This is a genomic window from uncultured Vibrio sp. (assembly GCF_947488985.1).
Lineage (GTDB): Bacteria > Pseudomonadota > Gammaproteobacteria > Enterobacterales > Vibrionaceae > Vibrio.
The window spans coordinates 1-17,102 of the sequence record NZ_CANLBV010000084.1 but is presented as its reverse complement, the minus strand read 5'-3'; the positions used below and the strand labels follow the sequence as shown (position 1 = coordinate 17,102).

The following is a 17,102-nucleotide window of genomic DNA, read 5'->3' as shown; positions in this document are numbered from 1 at the left end:
GAAGTACACCTAAACCCAGAAAGAGAAGCTGCTTAATAAGTAAGCAAATGATGACAACTACCTTGAAAAACGCCGCTTGTCAGTGCTGTCAAAGAGGCCTTTCGTACTGCAGACTCTCTGTGCTTTTCAGAGTTTCAGTTGCATCTAAAAGGCATTTTGTCCCAAGGAAATATTGTAGGTAATATGACAAATATAGAATCCGTATTCTCATTTTTTGAAGGACTCGGTATTGCTGATCCTGAACTTTATTTTTCTACGTTTTCAACTTCTTTAGTCGATGAATCTTGTGTATTGCTACGTCAAGGCGAAGAGCAGACCCATGCATTCTATTTGATCTCTGGTATCTTGAAGGCCTGCCATTATTCCGATTCAGGAGTAGAGCGATGTAAGGAGTTTTATTTTCCACAAAGCCTTTGCATACTTTTTTCGAGTTGGATAGAGAATCGAGAGTCTAGCTATCAAATTGAATCATTAACTAAAGTAGAATTCATCAAAATCCCAATGAGTATATTTAATTCTCAAGAGTGGGTTAACACAAAAATTCAGCTTTTAGAGCAGCAACTGATTTATAAAGAAAAAAAAGAAAGTTTTTTTCTGCTCAATACACATGAAGAAAAATACAAGTATCTAGTTAACAATTTTCCCCATTGGGTCAAGCACTTAACAAGCATTGATATCGCTAATTACATGGGGATAAGCCCTGTTAGTTTATCAAGAATAAAAAACCGCATTAACAATTGTTAATTAACACCATTGAATTTCAATAGAACATAGAACCACAATTCTTTACTTAGTGAACTCTATTTTGTGGGTTTTATTTTCTCTTCTATCTGCTGTTTTTTTGACCGCGAAGGATGTCTCATTAAAAAAGTCGACATCTAAATTATCAGCAATACAATCTACAGCAATAATGTTGTTCATTATTTGTCCTATTTGCCTATCCACCATATTCATTCTCGAAAAGGTGAACTACGACGTTGATCTAGTGATAATGATGTTATCGGCTGCCACGCTTGATGCCGCTGCTATGACATTTTATCTCTTAGCTTTGCGCAATGGCTCCTTAGCCAAAGTCATTCCTCTTTTATGCTTTGTTCCTGTATTTCAGCTAGTTTTAAACTTTGTTTTTTACAATGAAGTCCCTTCCTTGTTTGGATTCATAGGAATAATTTCCGCGATCTTTTTTATATTTTATGGTGAGAGTTTAAACCTAATAAGCATAATAAAAGATAAAGCGGTAAACAGCATGATATGTGTTGTTTTGCTTTGGTCACTTAGCTCAATCATTCATAAAGATGGTTCAGGTCAGATTGGGGCTGTTAATTGGACGGCGCACATATGCTTAGTCATGTTCTTATATTATTTGCCTTTTCTGCTCAGAATACGGCCATCGACTATAAGTTTAAGGGACTTTTCTTCTTTAATTGTCCCCGCTCTGGCTCACCTACTAACTTTACTGACATTTTATCAAGCTGCTTCGATAGGAAACGTTGCTTTTGTATCTTCGCTAAGACGATTCTCGACTGTGTTTTCAATTTTGATTGGTTGGTATAAATACAATGAGACGGTAACAAAGAGACTCTGTATATCGATATTTGGGCTAATAGCGTCAGCTTTAACCATTACACTTTTCGGCTAGTCGTATGGCAATTATCGGGTTGTCGGTTCTAGCTAGCGGATAATGCCCATCTAAGATATCACTAACGTTTGAAACGCTTAACTTACAATTGTCCAGCTTTGAGCTAGCGCCCCTAGCTACGAATCACTAACTATAGTCAACTTAGTTAGTCAATCATTAGCAAGTTTAGTCTGCGTTATAATTAAGTTGTTGATATCAGGTTACTTAACGAATGAATCGGAGTTTCTAGGGTTCAAATCCCACCTCCCACCACTTTTAATGAAAAACCCGTTGATTTTCAAAGGCTTCTTCATATTTGACATTTAAGGATTTGCAGGTGTCACGAATAGGTTTCACAACATGTATCTAACAAGAAATAGAAACGCTACTTACTACTCTCGTACCTACCCCCCTCTATCACTCCCAAATAAAGACTTTCCAGGTGAAATACGATTCTCGTTGGGAGCTACTAACCGATATCAAGCTATTGAACGCAATCTGGTAGTCTCTCTAGAGGCTAGAAGAGCAATTAAGGCCGTTTCCACATACGATACACCAGAGATATTTAAAGAACGTTTAAGCGTAATTGTAGAGACTATCAGAAGCCGAAATTTCACAACTCATGGGCGAGTAACACGGATACACAAGCCCAAAGCTACTAAATCAAAATAAAGTGGGCCTAACGCTCAGTAGGCCCACAGATTCATTCGTTACTCTTTATCCGCAATCACTTTTGCAGCTTCACGAATGTAACCCATCATTTTATCTTCACCGTACGGTGGCACATATGGGTTCGAGGAGAAGTAAACACCAACGAAATCACGTTTAGGGTCAATGTAAATGCCCTGACCAAGGTTGCCATGCTTATATAAGGCACCATCTTCGAACATCGCGTCAAATTGGAATGTATTGGTCATTGGCGCATCAACGAAGTCGGATACAAGACCTTCATATTTACCGCCCTTTTCGAAAGCTTCCACCGTGTTAGCATTATCGTACATAATCGATAAATGTTTTACTTGAACAACAGGCTCTGAGGCCACTTTATTCCAGCTCGGGGTATAAAGAACGCCATACTTGGCCATGTCTTCTAGCGTCGTAGAGACTAACCCATGAGCAACAGCGGTACCTTCAGGCGTAAGGTTAAACTGAATCGCTTTATCGGCACCAAGCTTACTCCATACCCTCTCTTCAAAAACATCAGACCATGGCTTATTCTCGATACGCTCAACCATGTAGTTAAGCACTGTCGTGGTTGCGGAGCTGTATCGATTTACAGTTCCTGGAGCTTCACCTTCGATGATCTCAGCTTGCTTTACAACATCTAACCAATTTTCTACTTTATCGGCACCTGGAGCTGGAACCCCAAACTCCGCAGAGAAAAAGCGAACAATAATAGAATTTGGATCAAGAATAGACTCCAGTGTCTCTTCAAGTTTTAAGCCCGTTGACATATTCAGGGCATTTTTAACGCTGACTTGCTCCCAGTTCGTTCCTTTTAACTCTGGGACATAATTGACAATCGATGCATCAATATCCAGTTTACCTTCATCAATCAATTGCGATACCACCAATCCTACGGTTGATTTCGCCGCTGACATCCAGACATGATAATCATCCGGATTCATGCCAGGGTAGGCTTGATACACAATTTTCCCTTTATGTATCATCATGACACCCTGAACTCTGTGATGTTCATGAACCACATAATCGTCCAATGTTAATGTGCCACTATTTTTCGTATCAAATGTGACTTTGCCAATCCTTGCGTCGGGTGCTACCTCTAGTGTAGCTGGCTTTGATGCAGGTTGAGACAGCGCCGTGCCTAAGAACTCCGCCAGACGTGCGTTGTAATAGAGCGCGTGATCGCCGCCCATTTGATAGTGGAAGTTGTTAAACTTCTTATGTGCATCGAGCACGAAGTCATGAGTAAAGCCAGACTTTGCAGCTGATACTGGCATCGTAACGGCTGCACCAGGGACAGATAAGTATTCTTTCAATACTTCTTCAACGGAAGGATTGGCACTGGCCATCATTGGAGCTGCACTCAGTCCTGAAATAACATATGGCATGAGCTTGGTTTTCATAGAGCTTTTTCCTTAATTATGAGGTTAATTTACACGTTCTGTATAGATAGGAGGTTAATACACTTGCCTCTAAAAGTACATTTCATGTCACGACCACATAAGAACAGCTGCGTCCCTTCGTCCCGAGAAAAGGGCACATAGAACATAAGCGTGACTTGATCATGAAACGATGAGCTCGATGCCCCTACGTTCAACGTGCGTGGGTCCATATACGGCCCGTGGAGATAACGCTTCGATGCTCCTTCGACTAAAGCCTTCTTATCTGCGAGAGTGGCTCCGATATGGTCGTGATAACTCGATGCTTGCGCGACACCTTTTGCATCGACGATCGCCAACTCAGAGAAATCCGTGCCGCGTTTAAGAAGACTTGATAATGTACCTTCCGCCTGCTCTTCCGTTCGGCTTGCCAAATAAACGGCAGAGTCTTCTAAAAAATCCCATTGGTTCTTCACCCAATTATGAAGAAGTTGAACTCGAGTATGGGCGATACTTTCAAATGTTTGCTCGAGCTCTTCTGTCCTACTTCGATTCAGAAAACAGGCTCTACGCATTGCCAGTTTTCCTGTTGCGCCAAACCACTTAAGCCAACTGCGTTCCATGTCCGTAAGGTTCACTTACATCCCTTGTGTTTTTATATTCACATGGGTAAAGCAATTTACAGACCAGAATTAATCATACAAATACGTAACCAATTAATAAAAAGCACTTTCTTCGTATCAATACGGTGCAAGTCGTGTCTTTTTTGGTGCGATATATGCTGTGTCTTTATCACCTTTTGCTAAGGTTTCAGTGATTAATTTGAGAAGTTAATCGTAAACATGATGAGCCGCTTTCAAAAGCTGCATATGAATCGGTACTAAATCTTCATGCTTTGTTCGATAGCCACCACCAACAACACACGCCATCGGAATAGAGTCTGATTTCGCTAAACCGATCATCAAGCAGTCGCGTTCAAATATGCCTTGTGTAGACACATTCAAATAGCCCAGTTCATCGTCTTGATGGATGTCGATGCCCGCATCATAGATGATAAGGTCAGGTTGGTGATGGGCAATAGCCAGCTTGGTAACTTGTTCGAAACACCTTAAAAATTCTTCATCTTCAGTTTCGCGACTTAGTGGCACATCTAAATCCGATAATGGCTTTCGTGCAGGGAAGTTTTTGTCACAGTGGAAAGACAGAGTAATAATCTCATCGCTATCTTGGCAAAGAGTCGCTGTGCCATCGCCATGGTGAACATCACTATCGACAATCAACACCTTATCTATGTGCTCAAAGGTCAACGCGTGCTTTGCAGCTAATACAAGATCATTCAACAGACAAAAGCCACTGCCAAAGTCATGATGCGCGTGATGGTAGCCACCGCTCAAATGAATCGCTAAACCACTCTCTATCGCCATTTCTGCGGCCAAGCAAGTTCCTCCGCTGGAATAGAGTGTTCTTTCAATAAGTTGCTCACTCCACGGAAAGCCAATACGCCTCATCTTTGCCGCTGGCAGGTTTCCAGAAACAAGCAAATCCACATACTCGCTATCGTGTACCTGTTTTACTTGCTCAACCGAAACAGGCGTTGGTTGGAACACTTCAAACTTGCTCTTCCACAAGGGTTTGCTATCCATTAGCGCCTCAACAGCACTGTGTAACAACTGATATTTGTTAATCGGATAACGGTGACCTTCAGGTAAAGGCAGTTGCGAATAGATTGGGTGGTAAATTAAAGGAATCATAATCAAGTTAATTGAGTATCTTTCTCAAAATCATAACAGCCTCAGACTTGGCGACAACCTTAATCAGTGATAACAATTATCATTATCTCAAATCCATTTTAGAGGCAATAATGAAAAACGTAATACTCATCCTTGGGGTGATCTGCGTCTCGACGGCTGCAGTAATGATTTTTGTGGGAATCCCAATGGCCAGTTGGTGGACCGTTGATTTTCTCGTGTTAAGCCATCAAACTTAACTAATTGAACTAAAAAGGAATCACCATGAGCGTTATTTTTATTACTGGAGCGAACCGCGGCATTGGCTTAAGTCTGACTCAACAATACTTGAAAGGTAATCACAAGGTGTATGCAACTTACCGTGACGCCGCTTCAGCAACAGAACTGCTCTCGCTCGCAGGCCACAACAGCGACCTAACCTGCATTCAGTTAGAAATAACCGATTACCGAGCGGTGAGCCAACTTCCCTCTCAAATTCCGTCGATAGATATCTTAATTAACAATGCTGGCTACTATGGGCCAAAAGGTTACGGACTAGGTAATACCGACGTAGAAGAGTGGCGACGTGTTTTTGAAGTCAATACGATTGCGCCATTGAAGCTTGTCGAAACGCTATTACCTGTTCTAGAAAACAGTGACGTAAAAAAGGTCGCTTGCTTGTCTTCTCGAGTAGGCAGCATGACAGAGAACACCTCTGGCGGCGGCTACATCTATCGTTCCTCTAAAGCGGCTCTTAACTCCGTTGTGAAGAGTTTAAGCAACGACCTAACCGATAATGGCTTTACCGTGTTAGCGCTGCATCCAGGTTGGGTACAGACTGAAATGGGTGGGCCAAATGCTCTAATCGACACAGACACTTCGGCATCAGGCCTTATCAAAGTCATCGAATCTGCCAATACCGAAGTAAGTGGTCACTTCTTCAATTTCGATGGCACTGAAATAGACTGGTAGGCTCTCCATGAATCATCGCCTTCTTTCAAATTTACTGCGACGCTCACCACTGGTTTTGTTAACCGTGGTGCTCGGTGGGTGTTTTGGGGAAGGCCCCGGTGACTTATTCGACGACTATCAAACTAAAGTAGCCAGAGTACTGGATGCTGACGAGATAAAAGATAACTGGGAATTTGAAAGCCTACCGAGAAAGCGAGAACTGTTACTGGATGTACCTTCGCTCTCTATCGGACTCATCGACAGCTACCAGCTTCGCCAATGTGGATTGTTCAACCTGATTGCCGAAAGGAATTCAGTGCTCGGAAAAGTCGCGGACGAGTTTCGCAACTACGATTATCAAGTCGCTCTACTGGAAGGCGTGGGTAAATGTTTATCCGGTAATGAATTAGACTCAGAGATCGTAGAGCTACTAACAGAAATCGAGCAACAGAAGCTCACACAGTTTCCGCTGCACCAATGGAATCTGATATATGCCAGCGATGCGATGCAGTCTCAGATGCGTGGTAGTCAGTGGTTACGCGCTGATATCGGCGATCAAGTACGACAAACGCGTGATGCCCTAGCACATATCAATCAAGCGTTAAACACATCGCTCGTTTCCGGCAAGACCACTGAGGTTCAAGAAGTACTAGAGAAGAGTTCAACGCTTGGTGATTTGTACTACTCGCTGGCTCGAGCTTCGGCAGAGCTGGATATCATCACCAAACAACTGACAACTTTTGATGACAATATCATCTGTGGGAAGCAGCGAGACACAACCAAGTTTCGCTACCTCAACAATGTGTTCGAGCAACAATACATTGGTAAGGTACAGCCCTACATAGCGCTGCTAGATGGCTACTATCAGCAGTTAGCCCCGCAACTCGTGATGTTTAACGCACAACCTGAACTGCACAATTATTACTTTCCCATTCAAGATACACATCAAGCTTTTCGAGCATCGACTCGTCACCATGTCGACTATTGGCAACAGTTGTTTAAGCGTTGTGGGCGTAAAGTTGGACGTTAACCCCTCTACCGATAAGTACTAGCTCTTAGTGCCCTTTTTAGCGGAAGTGCCTTTCTTAGCGTACGAACCATTCTTAGCATACGAACCGTTCTTGGCATAAGACTTCTTCGCACCACCGCCTTTACGACGTTTAAACGCTGGTCTTTCGACTTTAGGAAGGTGGCGGAGTGATTCAGGAACTTCTCCCGTTTTCACTTTACCCATCAAGCCATCTATCTTGCTTTCCAGCGCTTGCATGAAAGGTTGATACGCTTGGTTACGCTCAGCCATGCCTTGCAACTGGTGTTCCCAGTGTGCCGTCATGTCGGGGAAGGTCGAGTCCTCCGGTAAGGCATGAATCAAGCCTCTACCAGCAGGGCTACTATGTATGCTCTTACCTTGACGCGTTAGCAACTGCCTTTTAAATAGCGTATCTAGAATGCCCGCACGGGTTGCTTCTGTTCCAAGACCGTCTGTCTCTTTCAAAATGGCTTTCAGGTCTTTGTTCGCGACAAAGCGCGCGATACCCGTCATCGCTTGCAGCAATGTCGCTTCTGTAAAGTGTTTTGGCGGTTCGGTTTTCTTATCGCCAATCACCCCTTCACGACACGTGAGCACGGTTCCTTTATCCAATGGAGGAACTGTATCCATGCCATCGCCTTTCTCTTCGGTGTCGGTTTTGCCCGTCAACACTTTCCAACCGGAGTTGATAAGCTGACGCCCTTTCGCAATGAATACGCCACCAGCGATATCAAAGACCAGCTTAGCATCCGCAAAAACAGCCGATGGGTAGAACTGCATCAGATACTGGCGGGCGATTTGTTGATAGATTTTCATCTCATTGGCAGACAAACCATTTACCGATGATTTCTTCGGAGTAGGGATAATCGCGTGGTGAGCATCGACCTTGCTGTCGTTCCATGCTTTTGATTTAAGTGAAAGGTCCGCACCTTGAGCACCACTTTGCAGCTCTTTCGCATTGTTAGCGATGGCGTCTACGATCGACTCTCGCTGAGAGTAGTGTTCTTTAGGGAGGTAACGACTATCAGAACGTGGGTAAGTAATGAGTTTGTGCTTCTCATACAAAGACTGGCAAGTGTCTAACACCTGCTGAGCACTCATGCCAAAACGTTTTGACGCATCAATCTGCAACGCAGACAACGAATAAGGAAGCGGCGCGGCTTGTTTACTTTGCTTTTGCTCTGATTCCGTCACAGTTGCAGGTTGGTTCGCGATTCGCTGTGCAACGTTCTCAACCAACTTGCGATTAAGTACACGGCCTTCTTCGTCTTGCCACGGCTTACATGCTTCGCTTGGCTTCCAACGAGCACGAATATCAAAGCTCTGACCGTTGTTTTGGTAAGGGATCAATGCATGCAGAGTGAAATAGTCTTTAGGAATGAAGTTTTCGATCTCTTCATCACGTCTCACCACCAAACCAAGCACTGGTGTTTGCACACGCCCGACAGACAAGACGCCTTGGTAACCCGCTTTTTGACCAAGCAAGGTATAAGCGCGAGTCATGTTCATGCCATACAACCAATCGGCTCTAGAGCGCGCTAATGCAGAAATGGACAGTGGGATAAAGTCACGGTTGCTGCGCATTTGAGAGAGCGCACGCTTTACGGCAGGTAAGTTCAAATCACTGATCAGTAGCCTGTCCATCGACTCTTTCTTAGCCTTAGAGACTTTGCAGTAATCAATCACTTCATCCACCAGCAGCTGCCCTTCTCTATCCGGGTCACCCGCATGGACAATTTGGGTCGCATCCTTCAATAGCTTTCGGATCACCGTGAGCTGTTTGCTCGATGTCTTACGAGGTCTTAGCTGCCATTGCTCTGGCACAATCGGAAGGTCGGCTAAGTTCCACTTTTTATACCGGTCATCATAAGCATCCGGCTCAACCTGCTCCAATAAGTGCCCAATACACCAAGTCACCACATCCCCATTGCCACATTTGATAAACCCTTGGTCTTTCTTTTGTGGATTAGGTAATGCAGCGGCGATCGCGCGGCCTAGGCTTGGTTTTTCAGCAATAATAAGGCGAGACATGTTTTTCCAGATGCTACAAACAATTAGGGCCACATTATCTAATGTGGCCCTAATAAATCAAGAAAAACTGGTTGTTTATACAGTTAATATTCCACTATTCAAGCTTCAGTTTTCCTTATAAGAACTCAACGAACTTAGAAAAGTCGCGTTCTGGCACCTTCATTGGCATACAACCCGGCGTGCCTAGGTATAGGAAACCAACAATTTCGTCGTCACCTTCTAGGCCAAATGCTTGGTGTACTTCTGGATGGAACATCCATTTACCCGAGCGCCAAAAGCCTTGGAAGCCTTGTGCAACAGCGGCCATTTGCATGGCTTGCGCCGCACAACCGGCAGATAGGTGCTGTTCGATAGCGGGCACTTTCTCGTGCTCGGTCACTTTAGCAATCACGGTGATCACCATTGGAGCGCGAAACGGCGCTCTTTTTGCCTTCTCGATCACCGCATCATCGCTGTGATCAGCTTCGGCTGCTCTAACCAAAATATCAGAAAGCTTCTGCAACCCTGAACCTTGTGCGATAACAAAGCGCCACGGTGTTAGCGCCCCGTGGTCCGGAGCGCGCAGCCCTGCTTTGATGATGTTTTCTAACGCCACACCTTCAGGTGCCGGATCAGAGAGTTTGGCGATTGAGCGTCTGTTGAGCAATAGGTCCAAAGCGTCCATTAATTGAAGTCCTTACTAATTTTTATTGTTTGTATAGTTGAACTTTAGCACAGAACGCAAACGATAATAAATCTCATCAACGTGGTCATGGTATCCAACCTCTGAAACAATAAAGGCTTCTAAATCTATGACTTAGAAGCCTTGTTTATCGATTCTTTCCAGTTAAACTCTTCTAACTTTCCCGGATTATCAAACCCGAGTATTAGACGATGCTTTACGCTTAATGACTAAACTGAAAGCTTGATTACTAAACCTAAAGCTTAATCGCCAGCTCGACACCTTGACGAATCGCTCGCACCGCATCCAGTTCACCAGCGTAATCGGCACCGCCTATCACGTGCAGCTTGCCACCAAACTCTTGCCACATATCTTCGAATGGACGAACTGACACTTGGCCCGCACACACAATCACAGAATCGGCATCGAGCACCTGTGCTTTCTCACCAACGCTGATATGCAGGCCTTTATCATCAATTTTGTTGTAACTCACGCCGCCAAGTAGATTTACACCTCGTTTTTCTAGGGTACGTTTATGTATCCAGCCTGTAGTTTTACCTGGGCCTTTACCAACGCGACCCGCTTTGCGTTGCATCACCCAAACCGTTTTATCACTGAACGAATCAGGGTAAGGATAAAGCCCGCCGGGGTGCTCCATATTCTTATCAATGCCCCATTCATGCAGCCAGTCATCCAAGCTGTGAGAGGTAGGCTCGGTTAACATGGTTGCCACATCGACACCAATACCACCAGCACCAACAATCGCGACTTTTTCGCCTACGGGGGTCTTTTCGCGAATCAGGGTTTGATAGTCGACCACGTTTTCTTGGTCAATCCCCTCAATATCGAGTTTTCTCGGCTCTACACCCGCCGCCATCACCACTTCATCGTACTTAAGTAACATCTCAAACGTGGCTTCAGTATCCAATTTTAGGTTAACACCTGCGGCATCAAGTTGGTTAGCAAAGTAACGAATGGTCTCTCTAAATTCTTCCTTACCCGGTATCTGCATGGCCAGTCTAAATTGACCACCGATACGATCATTCTTCTCCAGCAGATCCACCTTGTGCCCCCGCTGCGCTAGCGTGGTTGCACAGGCTAAACCTGCAGGGCCTGCGCCGACAACAGCAATTATCTTCGCCGCCTCTGCTGGCTGAACAACAATTTCGGTCTCATAACAGGCACGCGGGTTAACCAAGCAGCTCGCTCGCTTACCTTTAAACACGTTATCAAGGCAAGCTTGATTACAGCCTATACAGGTGTTGATGAACTGAGCTTGGTCTTGAGCGGCTTTATTGACAAAATCAGGGTCCGCTAAGAAAGGGCGAGCCATGGAAACCATGTCGGCCTGTCCTGAACTCAAAATACGTTCGGCCTCTTCCGGCGTATTGATTCGGTTACATGTCACAACAGGGATCGACACATGCGGTTTCACTTTTTCCGTCACCCAAGAGAATGCACCTCTTGGCACTTGTGTTGCGATAGTCGGAACACGGGCTTCATGCCAACCAATACCGGTATTGATGATAGTGACACCCGCTCCTTCTAGCTTTTGCGCCAGCAGCACAACATCTTCAAACGTACTGCCCTGCTCAACCAGATCCAGCATCGACAGTCGGAAAATAATAATGAAATCATCACCAACCGCTTTACGAATTGACTTAATGATCTCTAGCGGGAAACGCATACGTTTCTCATAAGAGCCACCCCATTCGTCGTAACGCATGTTGGTACGCTTACAGATGAATTGGTTAATCAAATAGCCTTCAGAGCCCATAATCTCAATGCCGTCATAGCCCGCAACTTGCGCTAACTCTGCACTATTGGCAAAGGCACCAATGGTCTTCTTAATTTGACGAGGGCTCATCTCACTCGGTGCAAACTTGGCAATTGGCGCTTTAATACCAGAAGCACTTTGCGCGAATGGGTGCATGGCATAGCGGCCAGCATGCAGCAACTGAAGGGCAATTTTACCGCCATGCCTGTGCACGGCTTCGGTGACCACTTGATGCGCTTTGGCGTGCTTAACTTTACTGAATTCAGCACTAAATGGGGTCAATCTGCCACGTAAATTGGGAGAAAACCCGCCCGTCACAATAAGACCAACGCCTCCTTTTGCACGCTCTTCGTAAAACGCGGCCAGTTTATGCAAGCCTTCTTTATTTTCTTCTAAGCCGGTGTGCATTGATCCCATCAATACACGGTTACGTAACTGAGTAAATCCAAGGTCGAGTGGTTCAAGTAAATGTGGGTACATGGCTGACATCACTTCTGTTTTATTATCTTCGTGGTCTGACCACGATATCTTTCAACCATCAACAATTCAAACAGCTGTTTACATTTTTGTAACACCGATCATAGTACAGGGCATATTCATCGGTCAACAGCCCCTAACCTGTCTACACTTAATAACAATATATATTGATTAACAATGGTTGGTGTAGTTTGAGCTTGAGAATTGTCGTAGGATACTAAGCAATTCATATTATTGAGATTAATGGCACTACAGCTTGTTAAAGCGACGTGATCTCACTGCGGAGACAGAATGAAAAAAATATTCAAATTTATAGGCATGATTTTTAAAGGGATTTGGAAGCTCATCACGTTTGTGCGTCTTGCGCTGGTTAACCTGTTCTTTTTACTCAGTATCGCCCTTATTTACTTTGTGTTCTTCCACTCAGACACAGCGCCACCTACCGTTCCACAGCAATCGGCTCTGGTACTTAACCTGTCTGGTCCTATTGTCGAGCAAAGCCGCTATATCAATCCGATGGATTCAGTCACTGGATCATTGTTTGGCAAAGACCTACCAAAAGAGAACATTCTTTTTGATATCGTTGAAACTATTCGCTACGCCAAAGATGATGAAAACATTACGGGTATCGTTTTAGCACTCAAAGAGTTACCCGAAACCAATCTAACTAAGCTGCGCTACATTGCCAAAGCACTCAACGAGTTTAAGGCGACGGGCAAACCGATTTACGCAGTCGGTGACTTTTATAACCAAAGCCAATACTACCTAGCCAGCTACGCAACTAAAGTCTTCTTATCACCTGATGGCGGGGTGCTACTCAAAGGCTACAGTGCATATTCGCTGTATTACAAAACCCTGTTAGAAAAACTCGACGTTAACACGCACGTATTCCGCGTCGGCACCTATAAGTCAGCTATCGAACCTTTCATCCGCGACGACATGTCAGATGAAGCAAAACAATCCGCTGCTCGTTGGTTAGGCCAATTATGGGGAGCATACGTTGATGATGTCAGCCACAACCGCCAAATCGATGCGCAAACTCTCAACCCGAGCATGGACACATTCTTAAAAGAATTGGAGTCTGTTGATGGTGACATTGCAAAACTGGCAGAGAAACTGGGGCTAGTAGATGAGCTAGCGACACGCCAACAAGTTCGACTCGAGCTCGCAGACGTGTTTGGCAGTGATGGTCAAGACAGCTACAACGCGTTGGGTTATTACCAATACCGCGCAACCATGCTGCCAGAGATGATCAGTGAAGCAAACGATGTTGCTGTGATTGTAGCGAGCGGCGCGATCATGGACGGTAAGCAGCCGCGTGGTACGGTTGGTGGTGATACCACTGCCGCCCTGCTTCGCCAAGCTCGCAACGACGATAAAGTAAAAGCCGTGGTGCTGCGAGTCGACAGCCCAGGTGGCAGTGCCTTTGCTTCCGAGGTGATTCGCAATGAAATAACCGCTATCCAGCAAGCCGGTAAACCGGTTGTAGTTTCAATGTCTAGCCTTGCCGCCTCTGGTGGTTATTGGATCTCGATGGGCGCAGATAAAATCTTAGCTCAACCTACCACATTAACTGGTTCGATTGGTATCTTCAGTGTGATCACAACCTTTGAAAAAGGGTTGAATGACATGGGTGTTTACACAGACGGCGTTGGCACTTCACCATTCTCAGGCCTTGGCCTTACAACTGGACTAAGCGACGGCGCGAAAGACGCGTTCCAAATGGGCATTGAAAATGGCTATCACCGATTCATTAGCTTGGTTGGAGAAAATCGCGGCATGGATATCAATGCCGTTGATCAAATAGCTCAAGGCCGAGTTTGGACGGGTCAAGATGCGATTCAGAAAGGGCTTGTGGATGAGATTGGTGATTTTGACGATGCAGTTGCAACCGCAGCCTCATTGGCAGAACTAGAGAGCTACAATATCTATTGGGTAGAGGAACCGCTCTCAGCCACTGAACAAATTATTCAAGATTTTATGAACCAAGTTAAGATGTCATTGGGTCTTGATATTCAATCAATGATACCAAGCAGTTTACAGCCTGTGACTAGACAACTAGCCCAAGACAGCCAACTGCTCGGTAGCTTTAACGACCCACAAGGCCGATACGCATTTTGCTTAAACTGCCAAGTTCAATAAATTAGCTCGAATGCTCTATAATCAAGAGGTACCTTTTATAAGGTACCTCTTTTTATTGCATGACAATTCGCTATAATCGCCGACCTGTTCCCTACCTCACACTAAGTATTAATCGCCATGGAAAGAAAACATATCTATATCGCGTACACCGGTGGCACAATTGGCATGAAAAAGTCAATTGACCACGGCTACGTCCCTGTTGCTGGGTTCATGGACAATCAGCTCGCTGGTATGCCTGAATTCCATCGCCCAGAGATGCCTGAGTACACCGTGCATGAATACTCGCCATTAATGGATTCTTCAGATATGACGCCACTTGATTGGCAGACTATCGCTGATGATATCCGCGCGAACTACGATAAATACGATGGTTTCGTGATCTTGCATGGCACTGACACTATGGCTTACACCGCTTCTGCGCTGTCTTTCATGCTTGAAAACCTTGGTAAACCCGTGATTGTAACGGGCTCTCAGATCCCCTTAGCAGAGCTACGCTCCGACGGCCAAGCAAACCTGCTGAATGCACTGCATATTGCGGCAAACTACCCGATCAATGAAGTCACACTATTTTTCAACAACAAATTGATGCGTGGTAATCGCAGCACCAAATCACATGCTGATGGCTTTAATGCGTTCACCTCTCCAAACCTAAATCCGTTGTTAGAAGCGGGTATTAATATCCAACTCAGCAACAATGTTGTGGTCAACGAGCAGCCTGAGGGCGCTTTCAAGGTTCATCACATTACTCCGCAACCGATCGGCGTGATCACTATGTATCCTGGTATCTCGCATGAAGTGATCCGTAACACACTGCTGCAACCAGTAAACGCCATGATCTTACTGACATTTGGGGTGGGTAATGCACCACAAAATCCAGAACTGCTTCAGCACTTAAAAGAGGCGTCAGAGCGAGGTGTCATCGTCGTTAACCTAACTCAGTGTCTCGCAGGTAAGGTCAATATGGGGGGATACGCAACGGGTTGTGCGCTGGCAGAAGCAGGCGTGATCAGTGGTTATGATATGACCCCAGAAGCGGCACTGGCAAAGTTACACTATCTGTTAAGCCAAAACTTGAGCTACGAAGAAGTGAAGACTCAAATGCAAAAAGTGTTACGTGGTGAGATGAGCTTGTAAGCCTTCACTCAAATGCGAATAAATAAAACGCTTGAATGCGAATAAAACGGTTTAACGTGAGCTAAATCGTTTTACTGCTTATAAATAAACGGCTTAACATTAAAAGGGGTGGCACAATGCCACCCCTTTGTTGTAATTTAAAGCGTATGATTCGGGTTAACCCTAACAATATCGTCTTGATCTGACTTAAACTGTTTCTTGAGTTCAGACTTAGACTTAAAGCTAATTTCACCACCAGCTGCAATTGTCATGTGTTGAGCTTCCGCGTTATGTTTCGATTGGTATAACATAACCGCTTGCATGCACGAGTCACGCTGTGCTTTAGAGAGCGCTATCCCTTCTGGCCATTTACCCGTTTCAACGGCGTAGGTTAAACGTTCGTAGACCTCGGGCGTCATTGCGCTAAGAAGTTGTTCTGCATCCATGATAAAGCCTTAGTGTTAACAATTTTCACCAGAAAGTAACCTGTGAGAAGATTGAGTCAAGAACCTCGGCGAAAATAAGCGTATTTGATCACAAGTGAAGGAACATGAAGATTATGAAATGGTGGGTCGCGGGCATCGTACCTCTTGCTCTCACAGGGTGTCTTGAAGGAAACAAAAATACCGACGAACTGTGTCAAAGTAACCCTGCGCTGCAGTGTGAACAGTTAAACTTGAATGACGGTCAGTGCCGTATCGCCCGCACCGACCTCATATGGCATCGCTTTGAAGTTCAAAAACAACCAACTGAACACAATAAGATCAAAGAGTTTCAACTCGTTGCTGCCTATACAAAATGCCTAGAGCTGGCGGCACAAATTGAGACAATCGATCAATCTCGGCTTCAAGAACGCCGCTTTACCGCTTTAATGCACAGCATTGAAGAGTCGGACAAAATTATTTCTGAATTATCCCAATCCGACGCACCAGAAACACTCTATTTTCTGTGGTCGCAGACAGGCGATACCCACGCAAGGCGTCGCTTCTTACAACTGGAAGGCAAAGAAATCTTGAACACGCCTGAGATGCAATATGCCTTAGCCACTTTCTATACCACCAGAGATCATGCCAAAACACTCAAGCTACTCAATAATGCACTAACGCTTTCTAATGGTTCAGATATCAACACAGAAATCTTCAAATCAATGGCGAGTATCAACCATAGCCTAGGTCATATGGAGAAAGCGTATTTATGGGCAATGGTCGCGAACGAGTTTAAGGTGCCTATTGCCTCTGAAGCCGAGCTCAGCGTGATGTACCGATTTGAAAAGCCAGTGTACAAACAGCTAAACCAAGACGCAGATAACATCATCAAAGCCATCAAAAATGGCCAATATACCCCTTCGATACTCCCCAGCGATTGATTCAGTTTAAAGCTCGGCATTTACACATTTTATATGCGGCAAAATAGGGCGCGTTGACCTTTCGCGGTCAAATTTTGTTCGAGATTAAAGCGTTTTAATCGCGGCGAGGGGGAAGTAGCCTAGTCACTCTAAGCAAATCTCCCTCA

13 protein-coding genes and 1 pseudogene are annotated in these 17,102 nt (G+C 44.9%); 7 read left to right on the top strand and 7 right to left on the bottom strand.

The window, feature by feature from the left end; all coding sequences use genetic code 11:
• Nucleotides 1–183 precede the first annotated feature (183 nt).
• Together Q1A70_RS15475 and Q1A70_RS20880 are read left to right on the top strand one after the other, a co-directional pair.
• On the top strand, nt 184–744 hold the full coding sequence (locus tag Q1A70_RS15475) for a Crp/Fnr family transcriptional regulator (protein WP_299693429.1): 561 nt from the start codon (nt 184–186) through the stop codon (nt 742–744).
• A gap of 49 nt (nt 745–793) precedes the next feature.
• Nucleotides 794–1,639 carry an EamA family transporter gene (locus Q1A70_RS20880; RefSeq protein WP_363318255.1) on the top strand — a complete coding sequence of 282 codons (846 nt, stop codon included), beginning with the start codon at nt 794–796 and terminating at the stop codon, nt 1,637–1,639.
• A gap of 689 nt (nt 1,640–2,328) precedes the next feature.
• Here the strand turns inward: Q1A70_RS20880 and Q1A70_RS15470 are convergent.
• The 3 genes and pseudogenes from Q1A70_RS15470 to Q1A70_RS15460 all read right to left on the bottom strand — a co-directional run bounded on the left by Q1A70_RS15470 (nt 2,329) and on the right by Q1A70_RS15460 (nt 5,432).
• Nucleotides 2,329–3,705 carry a serine hydrolase domain-containing protein gene (locus Q1A70_RS15470; RefSeq protein WP_299693432.1) on the bottom strand — a complete coding sequence of 459 codons (1,377 nt, stop codon included), beginning with the start codon at nt 3,703–3,705 and terminating at the stop codon, nt 2,329–2,331.
• Nucleotides 3,706–3,794: 89 nt separating this feature from the next.
• Nucleotides 3,795–4,319, bottom strand: a pseudogene (locus Q1A70_RS15465) (methyl-accepting chemotaxis protein); the annotation flags it as partial.
• Nucleotides 4,320–4,511: 192 nt separating this feature from the next.
• Nucleotides 4,512–5,432, bottom strand: a complete 921-nt coding sequence (locus Q1A70_RS15460; RefSeq protein WP_299693435.1) for a histone deacetylase — start codon at nt 5,430–5,432, stop codon at nt 4,512–4,514.
• A 261-nt stretch (nt 5,433–5,693) separates the two neighbouring features.
• Here Q1A70_RS15460 and Q1A70_RS15455 point away from each other — a divergent pair, with 261 nt between their 5' ends.
• A complete protein-coding gene (locus Q1A70_RS15455; protein ID WP_299693438.1) occupies nt 5,694–6,380 on the top strand; it encodes an SDR family oxidoreductase in 687 nt (228 codons plus the stop codon).
• Nucleotides 6,381–6,387: 7 nt separating this feature from the next.
• Nucleotides 6,388–7,389, top strand: coding sequence for a DUF3080 domain-containing protein (locus tag Q1A70_RS15450; RefSeq protein ID WP_299693440.1), 1,002 nt, complete (start codon nt 6,388–6,390; stop codon nt 7,387–7,389).
• Between the two features lie 18 nt (nt 7,390–7,407).
• Here Q1A70_RS15450 and Q1A70_RS15445 read toward each other — a convergent pair whose 3' ends face one another.
• The 3 genes from Q1A70_RS15445 to Q1A70_RS15435 all read right to left on the bottom strand — a co-directional run bounded on the left by Q1A70_RS15445 (nt 7,408) and on the right by Q1A70_RS15435 (nt 12,347).
• A complete protein-coding gene (locus Q1A70_RS15445) occupies nt 7,408–9,420 on the bottom strand; it encodes a DNA topoisomerase III (RefSeq protein ID WP_299693443.1) in 2,013 nt (670 codons plus the stop codon).
• A gap of 115 nt (nt 9,421–9,535) precedes the next feature.
• A complete protein-coding gene (locus tag Q1A70_RS15440) occupies nt 9,536–10,084 on the bottom strand; it encodes an NAD(P)H nitroreductase (RefSeq protein ID WP_299693446.1) in 549 nt (182 codons plus the stop codon).
• A 253-nt stretch (nt 10,085–10,337) separates the two neighbouring features.
• A complete protein-coding gene (locus Q1A70_RS15435; protein WP_299693449.1) occupies nt 10,338–12,347 on the bottom strand; it encodes an NADPH-dependent 2,4-dienoyl-CoA reductase in 2,010 nt (669 codons plus the stop codon).
• Nucleotides 12,348–12,626: 279 nt separating this feature from the next.
• Here Q1A70_RS15435 and sppA point away from each other — a divergent pair, with 279 nt between their 5' ends.
• Together sppA and ansA are read left to right on the top strand one after the other, a co-directional pair.
• Entirely contained in the window at nt 12,627–14,477 is a 1,851-nt protein-coding gene (gene sppA, locus Q1A70_RS15430) for a signal peptide peptidase SppA (RefSeq protein ID WP_299693452.1), read from the top strand.
• A 117-nt stretch (nt 14,478–14,594) separates the two neighbouring features.
• Nucleotides 14,595–15,611 carry an asparaginase gene (gene ansA / locus Q1A70_RS15425; protein ID WP_299693455.1) on the top strand — a complete coding sequence of 339 codons (1,017 nt, stop codon included), beginning with the start codon at nt 14,595–14,597 and terminating at the stop codon, nt 15,609–15,611.
• 137 nt (nt 15,612–15,748) lie between these two features.
• Here ansA and Q1A70_RS15420 read toward each other — a convergent pair whose 3' ends face one another.
• Nucleotides 15,749–16,036, bottom strand: coding sequence for a DUF1315 family protein (locus Q1A70_RS15420; RefSeq protein WP_299693458.1), 288 nt, complete (start codon nt 16,034–16,036; stop codon nt 15,749–15,751).
• 113 nt (nt 16,037–16,149) lie between these two features.
• On the opposite strand from Q1A70_RS15420, the gene Q1A70_RS15415 reads away from it, so the two are divergent.
• Nucleotides 16,150–16,956: a DUF2989 domain-containing protein gene (locus Q1A70_RS15415; protein ID WP_299693461.1), complete on the top strand. Its 807-nt coding sequence runs from the start codon at nt 16,150–16,152 to the stop codon at nt 16,954–16,956.
• Nucleotides 16,957–17,102: the final 146 nt, after the last annotated feature.

Coding starts and splice junctions, on each gene's coding strand:
- Q1A70_RS15475 (WP_299693429.1), top strand. CDS start 184: ATGACAAATATAGAATCCGTATTCTCATTTTTTGAAGGACTCGGTATT.
- Q1A70_RS15470 (WP_299693432.1), bottom strand. CDS start 3,705: ATGAAAACCAAGCTCATGCCATATGTTATTTCAGGACTGAGTGCAGCT.
- Q1A70_RS15460 (WP_299693435.1), bottom strand. CDS start 5,432: ATGATTCCTTTAATTTACCACCCAATCTATTCGCAACTGCCTTTACCT.
- Q1A70_RS15455 (WP_299693438.1), top strand. CDS start 5,694: ATGAGCGTTATTTTTATTACTGGAGCGAACCGCGGCATTGGCTTAAGT.
- Q1A70_RS15450 (WP_299693440.1), top strand. CDS start 6,388: ATGAATCATCGCCTTCTTTCAAATTTACTGCGACGCTCACCACTGGTT.
- Q1A70_RS15445 (WP_299693443.1), bottom strand. CDS start 9,420: ATGTCTCGCCTTATTATTGCTGAAAAACCAAGCCTAGGCCGCGCGATC.
- Q1A70_RS15440 (WP_299693446.1), bottom strand. CDS start 10,084: ATGGACGCTTTGGACCTATTGCTCAACAGACGCTCAATCGCCAAACTC.
- Q1A70_RS15435 (WP_299693449.1), bottom strand. CDS start 12,347: ATGTCAGCCATGTACCCACATTTACTTGAACCACTCGACCTTGGATTT.
- sppA (WP_299693452.1), top strand. CDS start 12,627: ATGAAAAAAATATTCAAATTTATAGGCATGATTTTTAAAGGGATTTGG.
- ansA (WP_299693455.1), top strand. CDS start 14,595: ATGGAAAGAAAACATATCTATATCGCGTACACCGGTGGCACAATTGGC.
- Q1A70_RS15420 (WP_299693458.1), bottom strand. CDS start 16,036: ATGGATGCAGAACAACTTCTTAGCGCAATGACGCCCGAGGTCTACGAA.
- Q1A70_RS15415 (WP_299693461.1), top strand. CDS start 16,150: ATGAAATGGTGGGTCGCGGGCATCGTACCTCTTGCTCTCACAGGGTGT.